Below are 14,220 nucleotides of genomic sequence, written 5' to 3' on the forward strand. Positions count from 1 at the left end.
GAGTTCCTCAGGCGAGATCGCGGATGCGGCTGACCATGGCGGCCAGCTCGGGCTGCTTCAGGTACTCCTGCAGCAGCGGATCGGCGGCCTTGCGGAAGGCCACCAGGTCCACCTCGTTGGTCTTGACGCCGAAGTCGACCACCGCCTTGCGCGCGGCATCTTCGGAAGCGTCCCACTGCTCGCGCATCACCTTCACCGAGGCGCGCGCCGTTTCCAGCAGCAGCTGGCGATCGTCCGGCCGCAGCTGGTCGTAGCTGGCGCGTGACATCAGCAGCACGTCCGGCGCGTACGAATGATCGCTCTGCGACCAGTAGTGCGCGGCCTCGAAATGCCGGCTGGAATGGAAGCTGCGCATGTTGTTCTCCGCACCGTCGATCATGTGCGTTTCCATGCCGGAGAACGTGTCGCCCAGCGACATCGGGGTCGGGTTGGCACCGAACAGGCGCATCAGCTGGATGAAGATGTCCGACGAGGCCACGCGCAGCTTCAGGCCGCGCAGGTCCTGCGGGGCCACGATCGGATGCTTGGTGTTGTAGAAGCAGCGCGCGCCGGAATCGTAGATCGCCAGGCCGACCAGGTCGCGGCTTTCGAAGCCGCGCAGCACCGCGTCCGCCACGCCGCCGTCCAGTGCGGCGCGCATGTGCGCCACCGAATCGAACACGTACGGCAGGCACAGCGCCTGGGTCAGCGGGAAGGCGTTGTTGAGCGCACCGGAATACACCCGGGTGATGTCGATGGCGCCGAAGCGGGCCATGTCGATCGCTTCGGATTCACGGCCCAGCTGCCCGGAGTGGTACTGCCGCAGGCGCAGGCGCCCGCCGGTCTCGCGTTCCAGCGTCTGGCCGATCCACTTCACCGCAGTCACGGTGGGGTAGTCCGCCACATGCACATCGGTGGCGGTCAGCAGGTGGCCGCCGGCCACGCTGTCGCCGGCCTTGCTGCAGCCGATCAGCGCCGGCGCGGCAAGCGCGCCGAGGCTGGTGGCCAGGAAATTTCTACGTGTGATCATCTGCGCCCTCCCGCGCGTGTTCACCAGGCGGCTGCGGTCATCCCGCAGCGACGGCCCGGCAGGCAATGTCTCCGAAACCCGCAAACCGCACCACTGCCGTCTGGCCTACGCGGATGTCATGGATACCGGTCGCGTTGCCGGTGGCGATCAGTTCACCGCGCTTGAGCGGGCGACCGCGCTTGGCCGAACGCGCCAGGGCGAAGGCGATCGCAGTGCGCAGGCCACCGGGCAGGCGGGTTGCGCCGCCGGTGCCGACCACTTCGCCTTCGATCAGCGTCTCGGCACGCAGTTCGCTGTCGTCGCGCGTGGTCCAGTCGGTGATTTCCGGTCCCAGCAGCAGGCCGTTGTTGTTGCCGAAATCAGACACCACCACCAGCGGGCCGAGGATGTTGATCGTGGCCAGCGGGCTGCTGGCCACTTCCACGCCGATGTACAGGCGGGCCGGCAGCGCTTCGGCCTGCTCGGGGGTCCACTCCAGCTGGTCGGCCGGCGCGTCTTCCAGCAGCTCGATCACGTACTCCGCTTCCACGGCCGCGAAACCGCCTTCGTAGACGGCGATGTCGAGCGTTGTTCCACCGGTAGCATTCTGCAGCCGATTGTTGAATATCGGGCCCAGCAGACGGTCATCGCCGGAGCTGTCGCGGCGCTCTTCGGCGATGTAGCCGACTTTCCAACCCACCACCTCATGCTCCCACTGGCTGATCGCCAGGTCCTGCACGTGGTAGGCGCTGACCAGGTCGGCGGGGATCTGGCCGGGGAAATCAGCCAGTGATGCGCCTGCGCGGCGCGCGCCGGTGAAGGCGCTGGCGATGGCGGCAGGATCGGCGGCGGCCGCCGGTGCGGTTGGCAGGTCCATGTTGCCGGGTTCGTTGCTCAAGGAGGCTCTCCCTTTGGCGTTGTTGCGCTGCGCATCGACAGCGTTCGGATGACGTGTATATGGTAAACCGGTGTCATCTGGCAATGTGCAGTGCGTCAGAAGGCACGAGAGGAGTGGCCGAGGGCCACCTGTCTGTCCATCCGGAGCCTTGTGCCGCATGAGATCCACGCTTTTTTCGTTGCTCTGTTCGTTATCCCTGGCCGCGTCCCCGGCGGTTGCCGCCGCTGCAGCGCAGCGCGCACCGCCGACGCCCGTTGCCGGGGCCACCGAGGCCGCCGGCGAACGCATCGCGTTGTGGCCGGCGGGCCACGTGCCCGGCGAGTCCACTCCCGCGCGCGGACTGCACGTCGTGGAGCGCAGCACCGACCCAGAGCGGCCTGATCGCTACGTCGATCAGGTCGACGCCCCGTGGCTGCTGGTGCACGCCCCGACACGGCCGAATGGCAAGGCGCTGCTGGTGATTCCCGGCGGTGGCTACCAGCGGGTGGTGATCGACAAGGAAGGCACCGAACTGGTGCCGGAGTGGGTCGAGCGCGGTGGCTATACGCTGTTCGTGCTGCGCTATCGCCTGCCCGAACCCGGCCGCGACCGCGAGGCGGCGCTCGCCGACGCACAGCGCGCGATGCGCGTGGTCCGTGCCGCAGCAGCGAGCCGCGGACTGGATGCCGAGGACATCGCGGTGATGGGCTTTTCGGCCGGCGGGCATGTCGCCGCGCGGCTTGCAACCGGCTTCGACAGCCCCGCTTACCCGGCGGCCGACGCGACCGACCGGCTCAGCGCGCGGCCTTCGCGTGCGGTGCTGGTATACCCGGTGATCGACATGGGCGCGCAGGCCCACAGCGGCTCCCGCCAGCGCCTGGTCGGGCAGGATGCGGACCCCGCCAGCGTGCATCGCTACTCGATGCAGGAGCAGGTGCGCGCGGACATGCCGCCCACCCTGCTGCTGCACGCGGCGGATGACCGCGTCGTCAGCGTCGACAACAGCCTGCTGATGGCGCGGGCGCTGGCAGCGGCAGGCGTGGAGCACGAACTGCACGTGTTCGCCCACGGTGGCCATGGCTTCGGCATGCGCGCCGCCGCGGGTTCGACCACGGCCCTGTGGCCGGAGATCGCGCAGCGCTGGCTGCACGCCGCTACCCGCATCCAGACCCCGGAGGGTCGCCCATGAACGATGACCGCGCCGACCTGCAACGCCGCCGCTTCCTGCGCGACAGTGCCCGCTGGGCCTTCGCTGCCGCCGCCACATCCCTGCTGCCCACCGCAGTGGCGCAACCGGGCCTGCACGCCGACCAGCAGGTACTGGCGCGGGTGCGCGGAGGGCGCGTGCGCGGCCAGCGCGAACACGGCACCTGCGTGTTCCGCGGGCTGCGCTATGGCGCCGACACGGCCGCCTACCGCTTCCAGCCACCGCGCCGCGAAGCGCCGTGGCGCGGCATCGCCGACGCCCTGGAGTACGGCGCGGCCGCGCCGCAGGGTGGCGGCGAAGGGCCGGGCAGCGAAGACTGCCTGTTCCTCAATGTCTGGACGCCGGCGCTTGGCGACGGCGGCAAGCGGCCGATCCTGTTCTACATCCACGGCGGCGGCTTCAACAACGGCTCCGGCAGCGACCCGCTGTACGACGGCGGCGCGCTGTGCCGACGCGGCGATGTGGTGGTGGTGACGGTCAACCATCGCCTCAACCTGTTCGGCTACCTGTACCTGGGGGCACTCGGTGATCCGCGCATGGCCGCCTCGGGCAATGTCGGCCAGCTGGACCTGGTGCAGGCCCTTCACTGGGTGCGCGAACACGCCGCGGTGTTCGGTGGCGATGCGGACAACATCACCGTGTTCGGCCAGTCCGGCGGCGGGGCGAAGATCGCCACGTTGATGGCCATGCCTGCGGCCAAGGGCCTGTTCCAGCGCGCGTGGACGATGAGTGGCCAGCAGGTCACCGCGGCCGGTCCGCGTGCCGCCGCGCAGCGTACCGCGATCGCCATGCAGGCCGCTGGCGCAGGCGATATCGAGGCGCTGCTGCGCCTTTCCCCAGCCGCGCTGCTGGCCGCCGGCAAGGCGCGCGATCCGTCGCGGATTGAAACCAGCGGGCTGTACGTGGGGCCGGTGCTGGATGATGCGGTACTGCCGGTGCACCCGTTCTTCCCCGAAGCGCCCGCGCAGTCCGCCCACATCCCGATGGTGATCGGCAACACGCGCGATGAAACCCGTGCGTTCCTCGGCAACGACCCGGCCAACCATGAACTCACCTGGGACATCCTGCCGGCCAAGCTGGAACGCGAGCAGTACGTGGACCTGCGCCCGGAACGGGCGATCGAGGCCTATCGCCGCATGTACCCGCACTACACGCCGTCGCAGGTGTTCTTCGCCGCCACCACCGCCGGCCGCTCATGGCGCGGTGCAGTGGAAGAGCTGGAAGCGCGCGCGCGCCAGCACGCCGGTGCGGCGCCCACCTGGGCCTACCAGCTGGACTGGGGCTCGCCGCTGGACGGCGGCAGGCTGGGCGCGTTCCACACGCTGGATATTCCGCTGGTGTTCGACAACACCGCCCGGCCCGGTGCACGCAGTGGCGATGGCGCGGAGGCACGCGGACTGGCGGCCACGATGAGCAGCGCACTGCTGCAGTTCGCCCGCCATGGCGACCCCAACCACGCCGGGCTGGCGCGCTGGGAAGCGTACGGCCTGCCGCGCCGCCAGACCCTGCTGTTCGATGTACGCAGCACGCTGGCCGATGATCCGCGTGGCGGCGAGCGCGAGCTGTACCGGCAGGCGCCGTTCCTGCAACGCGGTACGTTCTGAGTCCTGCTGAAAGGAGCTGATGATGATGCATGTCCGACCCCGGCAGTGCGCCGCGCATGGCGTGGTGCCAACCCTGCGCTTGCTGCTGCTGATCCTCGGCGTGGCCCCTGTGGTGGCGCTTGCCCAGGCCCGCTTCCGCGATGCGCCGCTGGTCGATTCGCCGTTCATCGCCGACCCGTCCGCGCACGTGTTCGACAACCGCATCTACGTGTACGGCTCCCATGATATCCAGGCACCAGCGGCCGATGACCAGCCCGGCAAGGGCTTTGCGATGCGTGATTACCATGTGCTGTCGATGGACCGGATCGGGGCAGCGGTCACCGTGCATCCGCTGGCGCTGGCACTGGAGGACGTACCGTGGGCGGCGCACCAGCTGTGGGCACCGGATGCGGCCTACAAGGCAGGACGTTACTTCCTGTATTTCCCGGCCAAGGACAAGCAGGGCGTGTTCCGCATCGGCGTGGCGACCGGCACGCGGCCGGAAGGCCCGTTCACCGCCCAGCCGCAGCCGATGCAGCAGAGCTACAGCATCGATCCGGCCGTGTTCGCCGACGATGACGGTGCGCATTACCTGTACTTCGGCGGTATCCACGGCGGGCAGTTGCAGCGTTGGACTGCACAGGGCTACGACGCCACCCTGGGAGACACCGACCTGGGCCAACCGGATGCACCAGCGCTGGCGCCGCGGGTGGCACGCCTGCGCGCGGACATGCTGGAGTTCGACGCGCCGCCGCGCGAGGTGCAGCTGCTGACCCCGGAGGGCACGCAGATCACCGGCGGCGACCTGGCACGGCGCTTCTTCGAAGCGGCGTGGGTGCACAAGCATGCAGGACGCTACTACTTCAGCTATTCCACCGGCGACAGCCACACCATCAGCTATGCGGTGGGCGATTCGCCGTGGGGCCCGTTCACCTGGCGCGGGGTCATCCTGCTGCCGGTGCAGGGTTGGACCACCCACCATTCCATCGTGCAGGTGGACGGCCACTGGCACTTGTTCTACCACGACACCCAGCTGAGCAACCGCACCCATCTGCGCAATGCAAAGGTCACCGGACTGGTGCACGAACCCGATGGCTCCATCCGCCCGATCAACCCTTTCCGCTGACGCCGAGGACTACCGCGCATGACCCGACATCGTCTCCTGTTGCTTGCACTGGCCTGCTGCATCGCGTTGCCGGCGCTGGCCCAGACGCCCGCCGACCGGCCGGCGCCAACGCCGATCCGCGCCAGCAAGGTCATCCTGGTGGGCGATTCCACCACCGCCGTGCAGGGCGGGTGGGGGCCGCGGTTCTGCGCCGACCACCTGGTTTCGTTCGCGGCGTGCATCAACCTGGCGCGCGGCGGCCGCAGTACCTACAACTATCGCGCCGAAGGCTCATGGGCCGTGGTGGACGCGGAGATGCGCACACCGGGTTATGTGGCCACCTGGGTGCTGATCCAGTTCGGGCATAACGACCAGCCCGGCAAACCGGGACGTTCCACCGACCTGCAGCGGGAGTTCCCCGACAACCTGCGCCGTTACGTTGCCGAGGTGAGAACCGCCGGTGCGATACCGGTGCTGGTCACGCCGCTGACCCGCCGCCAGTTCGCCGACGGGAAGCTGATCGACGACCTCGGGCCGTGGGCGGACGCGGTACGCGGCGTGGCACGCGAACTGGACGTCCCGCTGGTCGACCTGCACGCGCGCAGCCGGCAGCTGGTGCAGGCGATGGGCCCGGTACTGGCCATGCAGCTGGCGCAGTCGCCTGCATCGCAGGAACAGGTGGCAGCCGCACTGAACGGCACTACCGTCGATGCCGCTCCCGCCAGCGCGGCTGGCAGCGCCGCGCAACGTGCGGTGCTGGAACCGATGGGGCAGGCCAAGCGCGCCTTCGACTACACCCACCTGGGCGACAAGGGCGCGGATGTGTTCGCCACGATCGTGGCCGAAGAACTTGCACGCAGCGTCCCCGCATTGCGGCCCCTGCTGCTGCCGTGACGTATTCAGTCCCTTCGTTCGGGTTGCGCACCCCAATTATTGCAACCAAGGCGTACGGAAATACGTGCTCTGCTCCGCCATTAACGCCGTGCAAACGTTCCGCAGACATCACTCGCCTAGACTGCAGGCATGGATCTGCACTTCACCCCACCGGCCTTCCGCGGGAAAGACCGCCTGATCACGGCGCTGGATGCGGCGGTCGGGCAGGGCGATGCTGAAGGGATAACCCATGCGCTGCAGCACACGCTGCGGCAGGCGATCCATGATCCCGAGATCGAACTGCCATCCTGCGTTCACCAGCCCCTGCAGGGCCGCTATGCACGCCGCGAACTGCACCGCAGCACGACGCTGGGCTACAGCGTGATCGCGATGTGCTGGGGGCCGGGGCAGGGCACCCCGCTGCATGACCACGATGCCATGTGGTGCGTGGAAGGGGTCTGGCGTGGCGACCTGCAGGTTACCCCCTATGCGCTGCTGGAACAGCGCGGCCCGCGCTGGCGGTTTGCGGCGCAGCCGGTGCTGTATGGCGAAACGGGCAGTGCCGGCAGCCTGATTCCTCCGCACGAATACCACACACTGCGCAACGCCAGCAGCCAGGACATCGCGGTATCGCTGCACGTCTACCAGGGTCCGATGGAGCGCAGCACCGTGTTCGATCCGCTCGGCGATGGCTGGTACCAGCCGCGCGTGCAGGAACTGGACCGCGACAGCTGACCGGCGCAGCAAGGACGGCCAGCGGCCGTCCCTGCCTCAAGTGTCCCTGCCTCCGGCGGCGGCTGAGGTGCCCACCCGGTGATCGATTTCTGCAACCTCCCACCTCCTTGCGGTCTGTAGGATTTTTACAGACACACGCAGGGAGTGAGAACGTTATGGATATCGCGCATTGCACACTGGACGGGGTCGATTACACCGCCGTCCGGTTCCAGCAGCTGCCGCCCGCCGACCTGGAAGCGAAGCGACGCAACCTGACCTGCGTGCGCTGCGGGCAGCAGGCGTTCTTCCGCAAGAAGGCTGCCAGTGGCCGCGCCGCCTGCTTCGGTGCGCGCCCCCACGCCCCCGGCTGCGGCATGGCCGCCGAAGATCATCTGCGCGTCGAGAGTGGGATCGGGCCGGACGAGGCGATCACCCACAACACCGACGTGCTGGTGGTGGATCTCAACTTCGGTGCCGTGCAAGGCGCGCCGCACCTGCAGGACGACGGCCAGGCGGACCCGGGCCGGCGCGGCGGTCGGCACCTGCACGGCGACGGTCAACGCACGGCCCGCACGCACCGCAGGCTGAGCACGCTGCTCAAGCACCTGCGCAGCTCGCCAGCATTCGGCGCCTCGGACCAGGCCATCGAGATCGGCGGGATCGAAGGCCGGACCCTGCGCGATTTCTTCGTCGAATTCCCCGCCCTGCAGCCCCGCCACTTCGATCGGCTGGCCGGCTGCTGGGGCCTGGTTACCGACGCAGGGGAGCGTGATGGCACCGTCTGGCTGAACTCCGGCGGACGCGGCGACATCAGCATTGGAATCCCGGACCACATCTGGCCCGAATTCAAGCGTCGCTTCCGCGTTGACGATCTCGAAGACCTGGCGGGTGCCTATGTGCTCGCGGTCGGCACCCCGTCGCGCTCCCAGTACGGGAAGCGCTACCTGATCGTCGACGACATCGAGTTCGTGACCGCAAGCCTTGCCTGAGCGCGAAGGCGTGACGGCCAGTGGCCGTCACCCCCCTCAGGGCACGGCGACGGTGTTGTTCAGGCGGGTGACCTCTTCGCCATCGTCCGCCAGCCCCACCCGCACGCGCAGTCCGCTGCGCTCACCGGACGGCAGCGGCAGGCTCACCGTGGTGGTCTTCGGCTGCAGGTCCAGCGGCGCCTCCATGGCCGGGACCTCGATCCGCGCGATCTCGCGGCCGCGCGCATCTTCCAGCACCGCCACGCCCACACCGGTGGCTACATGGCCCAGGCTGTGCACGGTGACATGCACCTGGCGGCCATCCACCCGCACGTCGCCGCGGCCTACGCCCAGGTCGGCCCGCTGCTCCACCGGGCTACCGGCGCGCACCCGTTCGAACTCGAACACCTCGGTGCGGCCCGGCTGGAACTGCAGCGCGGTGCTTGCGCTGCTCTCAAGCACGAACTCGCGCTCGCGCGGCGTGCCATCGATGCGCCCGTCGCCATCGGCATCCACGCCGCTGCGCACCCGCCAGGTGCCGCTGGCCACGTTCCAGCCGGTCATGTCGGCATGGATCACCCGCTTGCCCAGGTTATGGCTGGTCACGGTGAAGCGCTCGCGTGACGGTGCATGCACCAGCAGTGCCACCTGTTCGGCCGCTTCATCGCGGTCGAAGCGCCAGCTCACCGTATGCCCCGGCCAGCTCTGGTTGCGCTTCAGCGCGATGCCGCCCAACCGCGCGCGCTGCAGGAACTCGCTCGGTGCTTCCACCCGGTCCGACCACCAGTGGCCTTCGGTGTTCATGTACTCGCGCTGCGCCTTGGCCTGGATGCCATCGGCGTGCAGCGCCTCGATGTAGCCGGTATCACCGCTGGCCTGCCAGGCCATCAGGCTGGCGAAGCCGGTCTTGCCGCTCTTCGCATCGGCGGTCAGCTTCGGGTACCAGTCCTGCTGCCGGCCCAGTACCTCCACGTAGTTTTCGCCCAGGTTGGACAGCGCGCCGGGACCGCCACGCTCCACCCGGTAGTCCAGCGCCTTCAGGTACTTGTCATCACCGCTCCAGCGCCATGCGGCCCAGAACGCATGCATGATGTCGCCGCTGCCGGAGCCGTTGTTGAGCTCGCCACCACGGGTCTGCCCGGTCGCCCAGTTGATCTCGTTGGGCAGCGCCCAGCGCCCCTTGTCATCGGTATAGGCGTGCGCCAGGTAGCCATCGGCCAGGCCGGTGACCAGCCGCCGGCTGTTCGGATCGGCGTTGAACTGGCCGAGCAGGAACGCCGGATGCAGCACCGGGAACGAATACGGCTTCTGCCACTGCCAGTTCGGTTCGCGGTAGACCTTGTTGCCACCGAACCAGTTGCTGGAGAACAGCAGGTGGCCCTGCGGGTTGGGCAGGATGATCTTCTCGTCGAAGGCCTTCACCGTTTCCATCAGGCGCTCCACGGTCAGCGGATCGCCCCAGTTGAGGTACAGCATGGCGCTGTTGGTGTTGATGCCTTCTTCGTAGGCATGCAGTTCATCGGTCTCGATCGTGCTCAGGCCGTTGCTGAACATGCCATTGCGGTACACCGCGTCGGACAGGGCGGTCAGCGAGGCGTTCAGGCGGTCCGGCTGCACGCCCATCAGGGCCAGACCGGGCCACTGCTGGGTGAGGTCGGAATCGTCGGAGATGCCACCGCCGAAGTCGCCGTAGGCGACCTGCCGGTTGTCGATCCACCAGTCGATGAAGCGGCGTACATGGGCAAGGTCCTGCACCTGGTTGAACGCCCAGGCCGGCACGCCCTTGGGCACGGCCGGCGGGGTGAACGGCGGTTTGCCCTGGCTGTTGTAGCTGATGTAGTTCCAGTACAGACGGCCCAGTTCATGGTCCGGGTCCACCCGCAGCAGGTCGCTGAGGTCGGCGTACACGCGCGCATACAGGCGCTGGCGCTTGGACGTGGTGTGTTCCTCGACCAGGAAGCCCCAGTTGTCGCGTACCTGGTTGAAGCGGTCGGCGACATGTTCGGCGATGGCCTCCTGGCGGGGCTTGAACACCATGCGGATTTCGGCGCCATCGAGTGCGCCCGCATCGAAACCCGGTGCGGCCGAAGCGATGCTCAGCCACAGGCTGTCGGCGGTGAGGATGCGGTCGCGCAGGTCCAGCCACAGCGTGCGCTTGACGCCTGGCTGCACCGAGACCGACACATCGATCATGTCGCGGGCCGGCCAGATCGGATCCTTGATGCGGATGTTGAGCGGGATCAGTCCATCGTGGGTGGCCGGCAGGTCCAGCGCAGGCAGGTCGATGGCCACGCCATCCAGGCCGTCATACATGTTTTCCCAGCTGTGCGCCCAGCTGCGGATCAGCGGCTGGTTGGCCGGTGCATCGCCCACGCCGGAAGGAATCAGCACGTGCACGATCGGCCGCGGCTGCGCAGGCAGGCTGTCGGCGCTGCGACGGCGCGAACCGGCGCCCTTGGGCAGGGCCATCACCGTGCTGCGTTCGGCCGCCGGGTAGCGGCCATCGATGTAGCGGCGAAGGCTGTCCAGGTTGGTGTAGTCCGGCAGCGCCTGGCTGTCCACCAGGTAGGTCTGCTTGACGCTGCCTTCGGGCTCGGCGCCTGTTTCCACGTGGTACGCCCAGATCTCCTGGATCGGCGTTTCCTGTTCCTCGTTGGAAAAGCGCAGCACGCCGCCGCGCTGGGCCGGAATGTCGTCCACGCTGCGCACCACGCCGCGCGGGCGCTGCATCAGCACGGTGCTGGCGCTGGCCGCATCGGGGCCGTGGGCGAGCGAGCCGAACGCCGCGCCACGCACCTCGATGCGGTTCACGGTTTCATCCGTCGGCACGGTCAGGTCCAGGTGCTGGCCGGCTTCCACGTAGGTGTTCCAGTCCGGCAGCTGGAAATAGTCGTTGCGGCCGGGCAGGCGCGAGCGGTTGTAGACGCCCGGCCAGGTGGTTTCGGCGATGCCGTCGGTGGCCTTCCACATCCACTGCTTGAGGTCCTTGGTGTCGGCGAACTCCACCTTGCGGATGCGCGTTCCATCGGCCGCCAACGCCGGGGGTGCCGCCCCTTCCCAGCCGAAACGATGCAGCCATGCCGCGCGCGCGTCACCGGCCACGCTTTCCGCGCCGTCGACCGACCGCGGGGACCTGCCGGCGGCGAGCGCCGCCACCGCGGCAGCCTCCAGCATGTGGTCGTGGACCCGGATCTCATCGAAATCGCTGCCGCGCAGGAAGTTGTAGCGGCTCTGCACCTGGTAGGGCGCCATCACCCGGCCGGCCAGTCCCAGCTGGTCCAGCGCGGCATCGTAATCGGCGGTGGTGTCCACGCGCGCGGCTTCACGGCCATCCGCGTACAGGCGCACGCCGGCGGTCTCGTCCCAGGCAAAGGCAAGGTGCTTCCATTGCGCCGGATCCGGCCGGGCGTCCAGCTTGAACGAAACGCGCGTGCGCGCCAGGTTGGCGTCGGTGACGAAGGCATCGAAGCCCTCCCCGTTCCAGTCGATCCGCAGCCACGCCATGTCCCAGCTGCTGTGGTCCGCGTACCCGACGCGGAAGATCACGAAGGGTGCCTCGCCTACCGGGTAGCGCGAACGCCAGAAGAACGACAGCGTGCCTCGCTGGGCGTGGATGTTGCCGGGCGCGTTCCACGACAGCACGCCGTCGTCGTCCCATTCGATCGCCTTGCCGCGTGCCCCATCGGCGACCAGCCGGACCTTGTCCCTGAAGTTCGGTACCGCCTCGCCCTCGGCATGGTCGGCGGTGAAATCGGCGTCGGCCGAGACGTGGAACAGCAGGCCATCGCCGCGCGCTCCCGCTGCCGCGTGCACGCCGGGCGTGGCCGCCAACATGCCCAGGGAGCCGGCCAACAGGAAGGTACGCAGCATTGCATCGGTCATCGGTCGTTCCTACGTTTGCAGGGAAGCGCAGGCCAGCAACAGCCTGCAGGGTGCATCACCTTCAATCGACATCGAAGGGGTTCCAGTCGCCAAGCACCGCCTGCCGGGTGTAGCCGGCGGCGGCTGTGTCATCCAGCTGCCGGCTCCAGCCCGCGCGCGCGGCGGCCGCCGCACCCGGTCCGCGGCTGCGCGCCTCGGCATAGAAGGCCGTGGCCCGTGCCTGCGGTTTGTTCCAGTCGTGCCAGCCTGCGGCGACCACGTTCGCGCCGAGGTCGCTGTCCACGAACACCACCCGCGCATGGTCACGCCAGGGACGGCCCAGCCAGGTCGTCGCCACGCCTTCGCCACGCACCAGGGCACGGCGGAACACGTAGCCGAAACGCTGGTCCTGCGGGGTCGAGGCGGCCGTGATGTAGCCGTGTCCGCCCTTGGAGAACAGCGTGCAGTCGTCGAACAGCGCGGTGGCGCCGCCGAAGATGTAGTCCACGCTGCCCTCGATGTAGCAGTCCTTGAAGTGCACGACGCTGCCGGTGTGCGTATACAGCGTGTCCTGATGGCCCAGCAGGCGGACGTTGCGGAAGCCGGCGCGCGGTGCCCGCACGCTCAGTGCCAGCGCCTGGCCGACGGGCCCTGCGGTGTTTTCGATGGTCAGGTCTTCGGCGATGAAGGCATCGCCATGCACGAACAGCGTTGCCGAACCGCTGGTGCCGAACGCGGCTCCGGTTGCCGGATCAATGCGTTTGGCGTGGTTGTCCCAGCTGATCCGCGTTGCACCGGCGCCTGCCCCGCGCAGGGTGACGTGCGACGCGGCGGCGGGTACCCGAACCACGCCACGGTACAGGCCCGGGCCAAGCACGATGAGCTGGCGCAGCGCATTGCCCTGCGGCACCGCATCCAATGCCTGCTGCAGCGTGGCGAAGTCACCGGACCCATCGGCGTCAATCCGCCAGGGGCGCGGCGGCCCCTGCTGTTGCATTGCCTGCAAGGCCGCCGCGTGCCGCGCACGCCAGCGCGGCAGCTCGTCCTGCAGCAGTGCCTGCGGCCACGTGCCGTGCCAGGCGTAGCCGACCCGGCGTTCGTTGGGCATGTCGGTGAAGCGCGCGACCTGCTCGCCGGCGCGGTTGACGAACATCGGCTGCTGCGTTTCCAGGTCATGGAAACGCGCCCACAGCGAGGCGCCCGGTTCATCCACGATCAGCACGTCCTGCCCGGTCTCTTCGTCGACCGCGGCGACCTTGCGCCGGGCGAGGTCGGGCAGCCGGTGCGCCTGCAACCAGCGCGCGCCGTCCTCCACGGCACGCAGCACGGCCGGCGACGGATCGGTCTGGCGCATCAGCAGGCGCATCACCCCGACCGACTCGGCCACCGCCAGCGAAGGCAGTTCATAGGCTCGCGCCTTTGCCGGCTGCAGGCTGTCGCTGTCGTACTGCGCCGCCCAGATGGTCGGCGTTCCCTGCAGCCGCACCTGGGTCGCCAGCACGCAGTCCAGGCCGCGGGCCAGCGCCTGCCCGGCCGGGTCGGCGTACCGCGGGGTCAGCGCGACCAGCGTTCCCTTGCCTTCCACCACGTCCTGCAGCAGGTCCAGCACGCGGGTCATGGCATCGTCGTTGAAGGTCACCTGCTGCCGGTACAGCGAACGGTCCGGGTAGTACTGCGGCCAGCCCCCGTTGGGGTACTGCGCGGCCAGCAGGTACTCCACGCCGCGGCTGGCGGCATCCAGGTAGCGCGCATCGCGGGTGCGTGCCCAGGCATCGGCGAGGTAGCGGATTTCCTGCGTGGTGGCGCGGTTGTCGATGGTGGCGTCGTCGCTGCGCCCGGGCGAGCGCAGCGCCTGTCGTTCCGCATCGGTGAACACGTGCGCGTAGTCGACCGCCCTGCGCTGGTAATGCTTGGACCAGCCGCCGGAGGCGGTCTGCAGCATCAGCATGTTCTCCGCCACCGGGTCCGGCGCGGCGGTGCCGGCCAACGCCGGCGTCACCGCGAGGGCCAGCAGCAGCACGCCATGGCGCAGGAGCGATCGCAT

10 protein-coding genes are annotated in these 14,220 nt (G+C 68.8%); 6 read left to right on the forward strand and 4 right to left on the reverse strand.

Annotated features, from left to right (window positions below):
• Positions 1-7 precede the first annotated feature (7 nt).
• Positions 8-1,009, reverse strand: coding sequence for a TRAP transporter substrate-binding protein (locus ABB28_RS12855; protein WP_057509040.1), 1,002 nt, complete (start codon positions 1,007-1,009; stop codon positions 8-10).
• Between the two features lie 37 nt (positions 1,010-1,046).
• A complete protein-coding gene (locus tag ABB28_RS12860) occupies positions 1,047-1,865 on the reverse strand; it encodes a 2-keto-4-pentenoate hydratase (RefSeq protein WP_057508995.1) in 819 nt (272 codons plus the stop codon).
• Between the two features lie 178 nt (positions 1,866-2,043).
• Between ABB28_RS12860 and ABB28_RS12865 the strand changes: the two genes are divergently transcribed.
• From ABB28_RS12865 to ABB28_RS12890, 6 genes are all read left to right on the forward strand, one after another.
• Positions 2,044-3,054 carry an alpha/beta hydrolase gene (locus ABB28_RS12865; protein WP_083492024.1) on the forward strand — a complete coding sequence of 337 codons (1,011 nt, stop codon included), beginning with the start codon at positions 2,044-2,046 and terminating at the stop codon, positions 3,052-3,054.
• The gene (locus tag ABB28_RS12870; protein WP_057508997.1) at positions 3,051-4,676 is read left to right on the forward strand and encodes a carboxylesterase/lipase family protein; all 1,626 of its coding nucleotides are present in this window, start codon (positions 3,051-3,053) and stop codon (positions 4,674-4,676) included. The genes ABB28_RS12865 and ABB28_RS12870 overlap by 4 nt, the downstream gene beginning before the upstream one ends.
• A gap of 25 nt (positions 4,677-4,701) precedes the next feature.
• Positions 4,702-5,781 carry a glycoside hydrolase family 43 protein gene (locus ABB28_RS12875; protein ID WP_057509041.1) on the forward strand — a complete coding sequence of 360 codons (1,080 nt, stop codon included), beginning with the start codon at positions 4,702-4,704 and terminating at the stop codon, positions 5,779-5,781.
• An 18-nt stretch (positions 5,782-5,799) separates the two neighbouring features.
• Entirely contained in the window at positions 5,800-6,654 is an 855-nt protein-coding gene (locus ABB28_RS12880) for a rhamnogalacturonan acetylesterase (protein ID WP_057508998.1), read from the forward strand.
• A gap of 129 nt (positions 6,655-6,783) precedes the next feature.
• A complete protein-coding gene (locus ABB28_RS12885; RefSeq protein WP_057508999.1) occupies positions 6,784-7,368 on the forward strand; it encodes a cysteine dioxygenase family protein in 585 nt (194 codons plus the stop codon).
• 155 nt (positions 7,369-7,523) lie between these two features.
• Positions 7,524-8,336, forward strand: a complete 813-nt coding sequence (locus ABB28_RS12890) for a hypothetical protein (protein WP_057509000.1) — start codon at positions 7,524-7,526, stop codon at positions 8,334-8,336.
• Between the two features lie 36 nt (positions 8,337-8,372).
• Here the strand turns inward: ABB28_RS12890 and ABB28_RS12895 are convergent, their stop codons facing one another.
• Together ABB28_RS12895 and pelA are read right to left on the reverse strand one after the other, a co-directional pair.
• Positions 8,373-12,197, reverse strand: coding sequence for a LamG-like jellyroll fold domain-containing protein (locus tag ABB28_RS12895; RefSeq protein WP_083492026.1), 3,825 nt, complete (start codon positions 12,195-12,197; stop codon positions 8,373-8,375).
• 61 nt (positions 12,198-12,258) lie between these two features.
• Entirely contained in the window at positions 12,259-14,220 is a 1,962-nt protein-coding gene (gene pelA, locus ABB28_RS17770) for a pectate lyase (protein WP_083492027.1), read from the reverse strand.

Origin of the sequence: Stenotrophomonas chelatiphaga, assembly GCF_001431535.1 — a bacterium.
Classification (GTDB): domain Bacteria; phylum Pseudomonadota; class Gammaproteobacteria; order Xanthomonadales; family Xanthomonadaceae; genus Stenotrophomonas; species Stenotrophomonas chelatiphaga.

Excerpts from the sequence above, each read along its gene's own strand:
- ABB28_RS12855 (WP_057509040.1), bottom strand. The coding sequence starts at position 1,009 with ATGATCACACGTAGAAATTTCCTGGCCACCAGCCTCGGCGCGCTTGCC.
- ABB28_RS12860 (WP_057508995.1), bottom strand. The coding sequence starts at position 1,865 with ATGGACCTGCCAACCGCACCGGCGGCCGCCGCCGATCCTGCCGCCATC.
- ABB28_RS12865 (WP_083492024.1), top strand. The coding sequence starts at position 2,044 with ATGAGATCCACGCTTTTTTCGTTGCTCTGTTCGTTATCCCTGGCCGCG.
- ABB28_RS12870 (WP_057508997.1), top strand. The coding sequence starts at position 3,051 with ATGAACGATGACCGCGCCGACCTGCAACGCCGCCGCTTCCTGCGCGAC.
- ABB28_RS12875 (WP_057509041.1), top strand. The coding sequence starts at position 4,702 with ATGCATGTCCGACCCCGGCAGTGCGCCGCGCATGGCGTGGTGCCAACC.
- ABB28_RS12880 (WP_057508998.1), top strand. The coding sequence starts at position 5,800 with ATGACCCGACATCGTCTCCTGTTGCTTGCACTGGCCTGCTGCATCGCG.
- ABB28_RS12885 (WP_057508999.1), top strand. The coding sequence starts at position 6,784 with ATGGATCTGCACTTCACCCCACCGGCCTTCCGCGGGAAAGACCGCCTG.
- ABB28_RS12890 (WP_057509000.1), top strand. The coding sequence starts at position 7,524 with ATGGATATCGCGCATTGCACACTGGACGGGGTCGATTACACCGCCGTC.
- ABB28_RS12895 (WP_083492026.1), bottom strand. The coding sequence starts at position 12,197 with ATGACCGATGCAATGCTGCGTACCTTCCTGTTGGCCGGCTCCCTGGGC.
- pelA (WP_083492027.1), bottom strand. The coding sequence starts at position 14,220 with ATGCGATCGCTCCTGCGCCATGGCGTGCTGCTGCTGGCCCTCGCGGTG.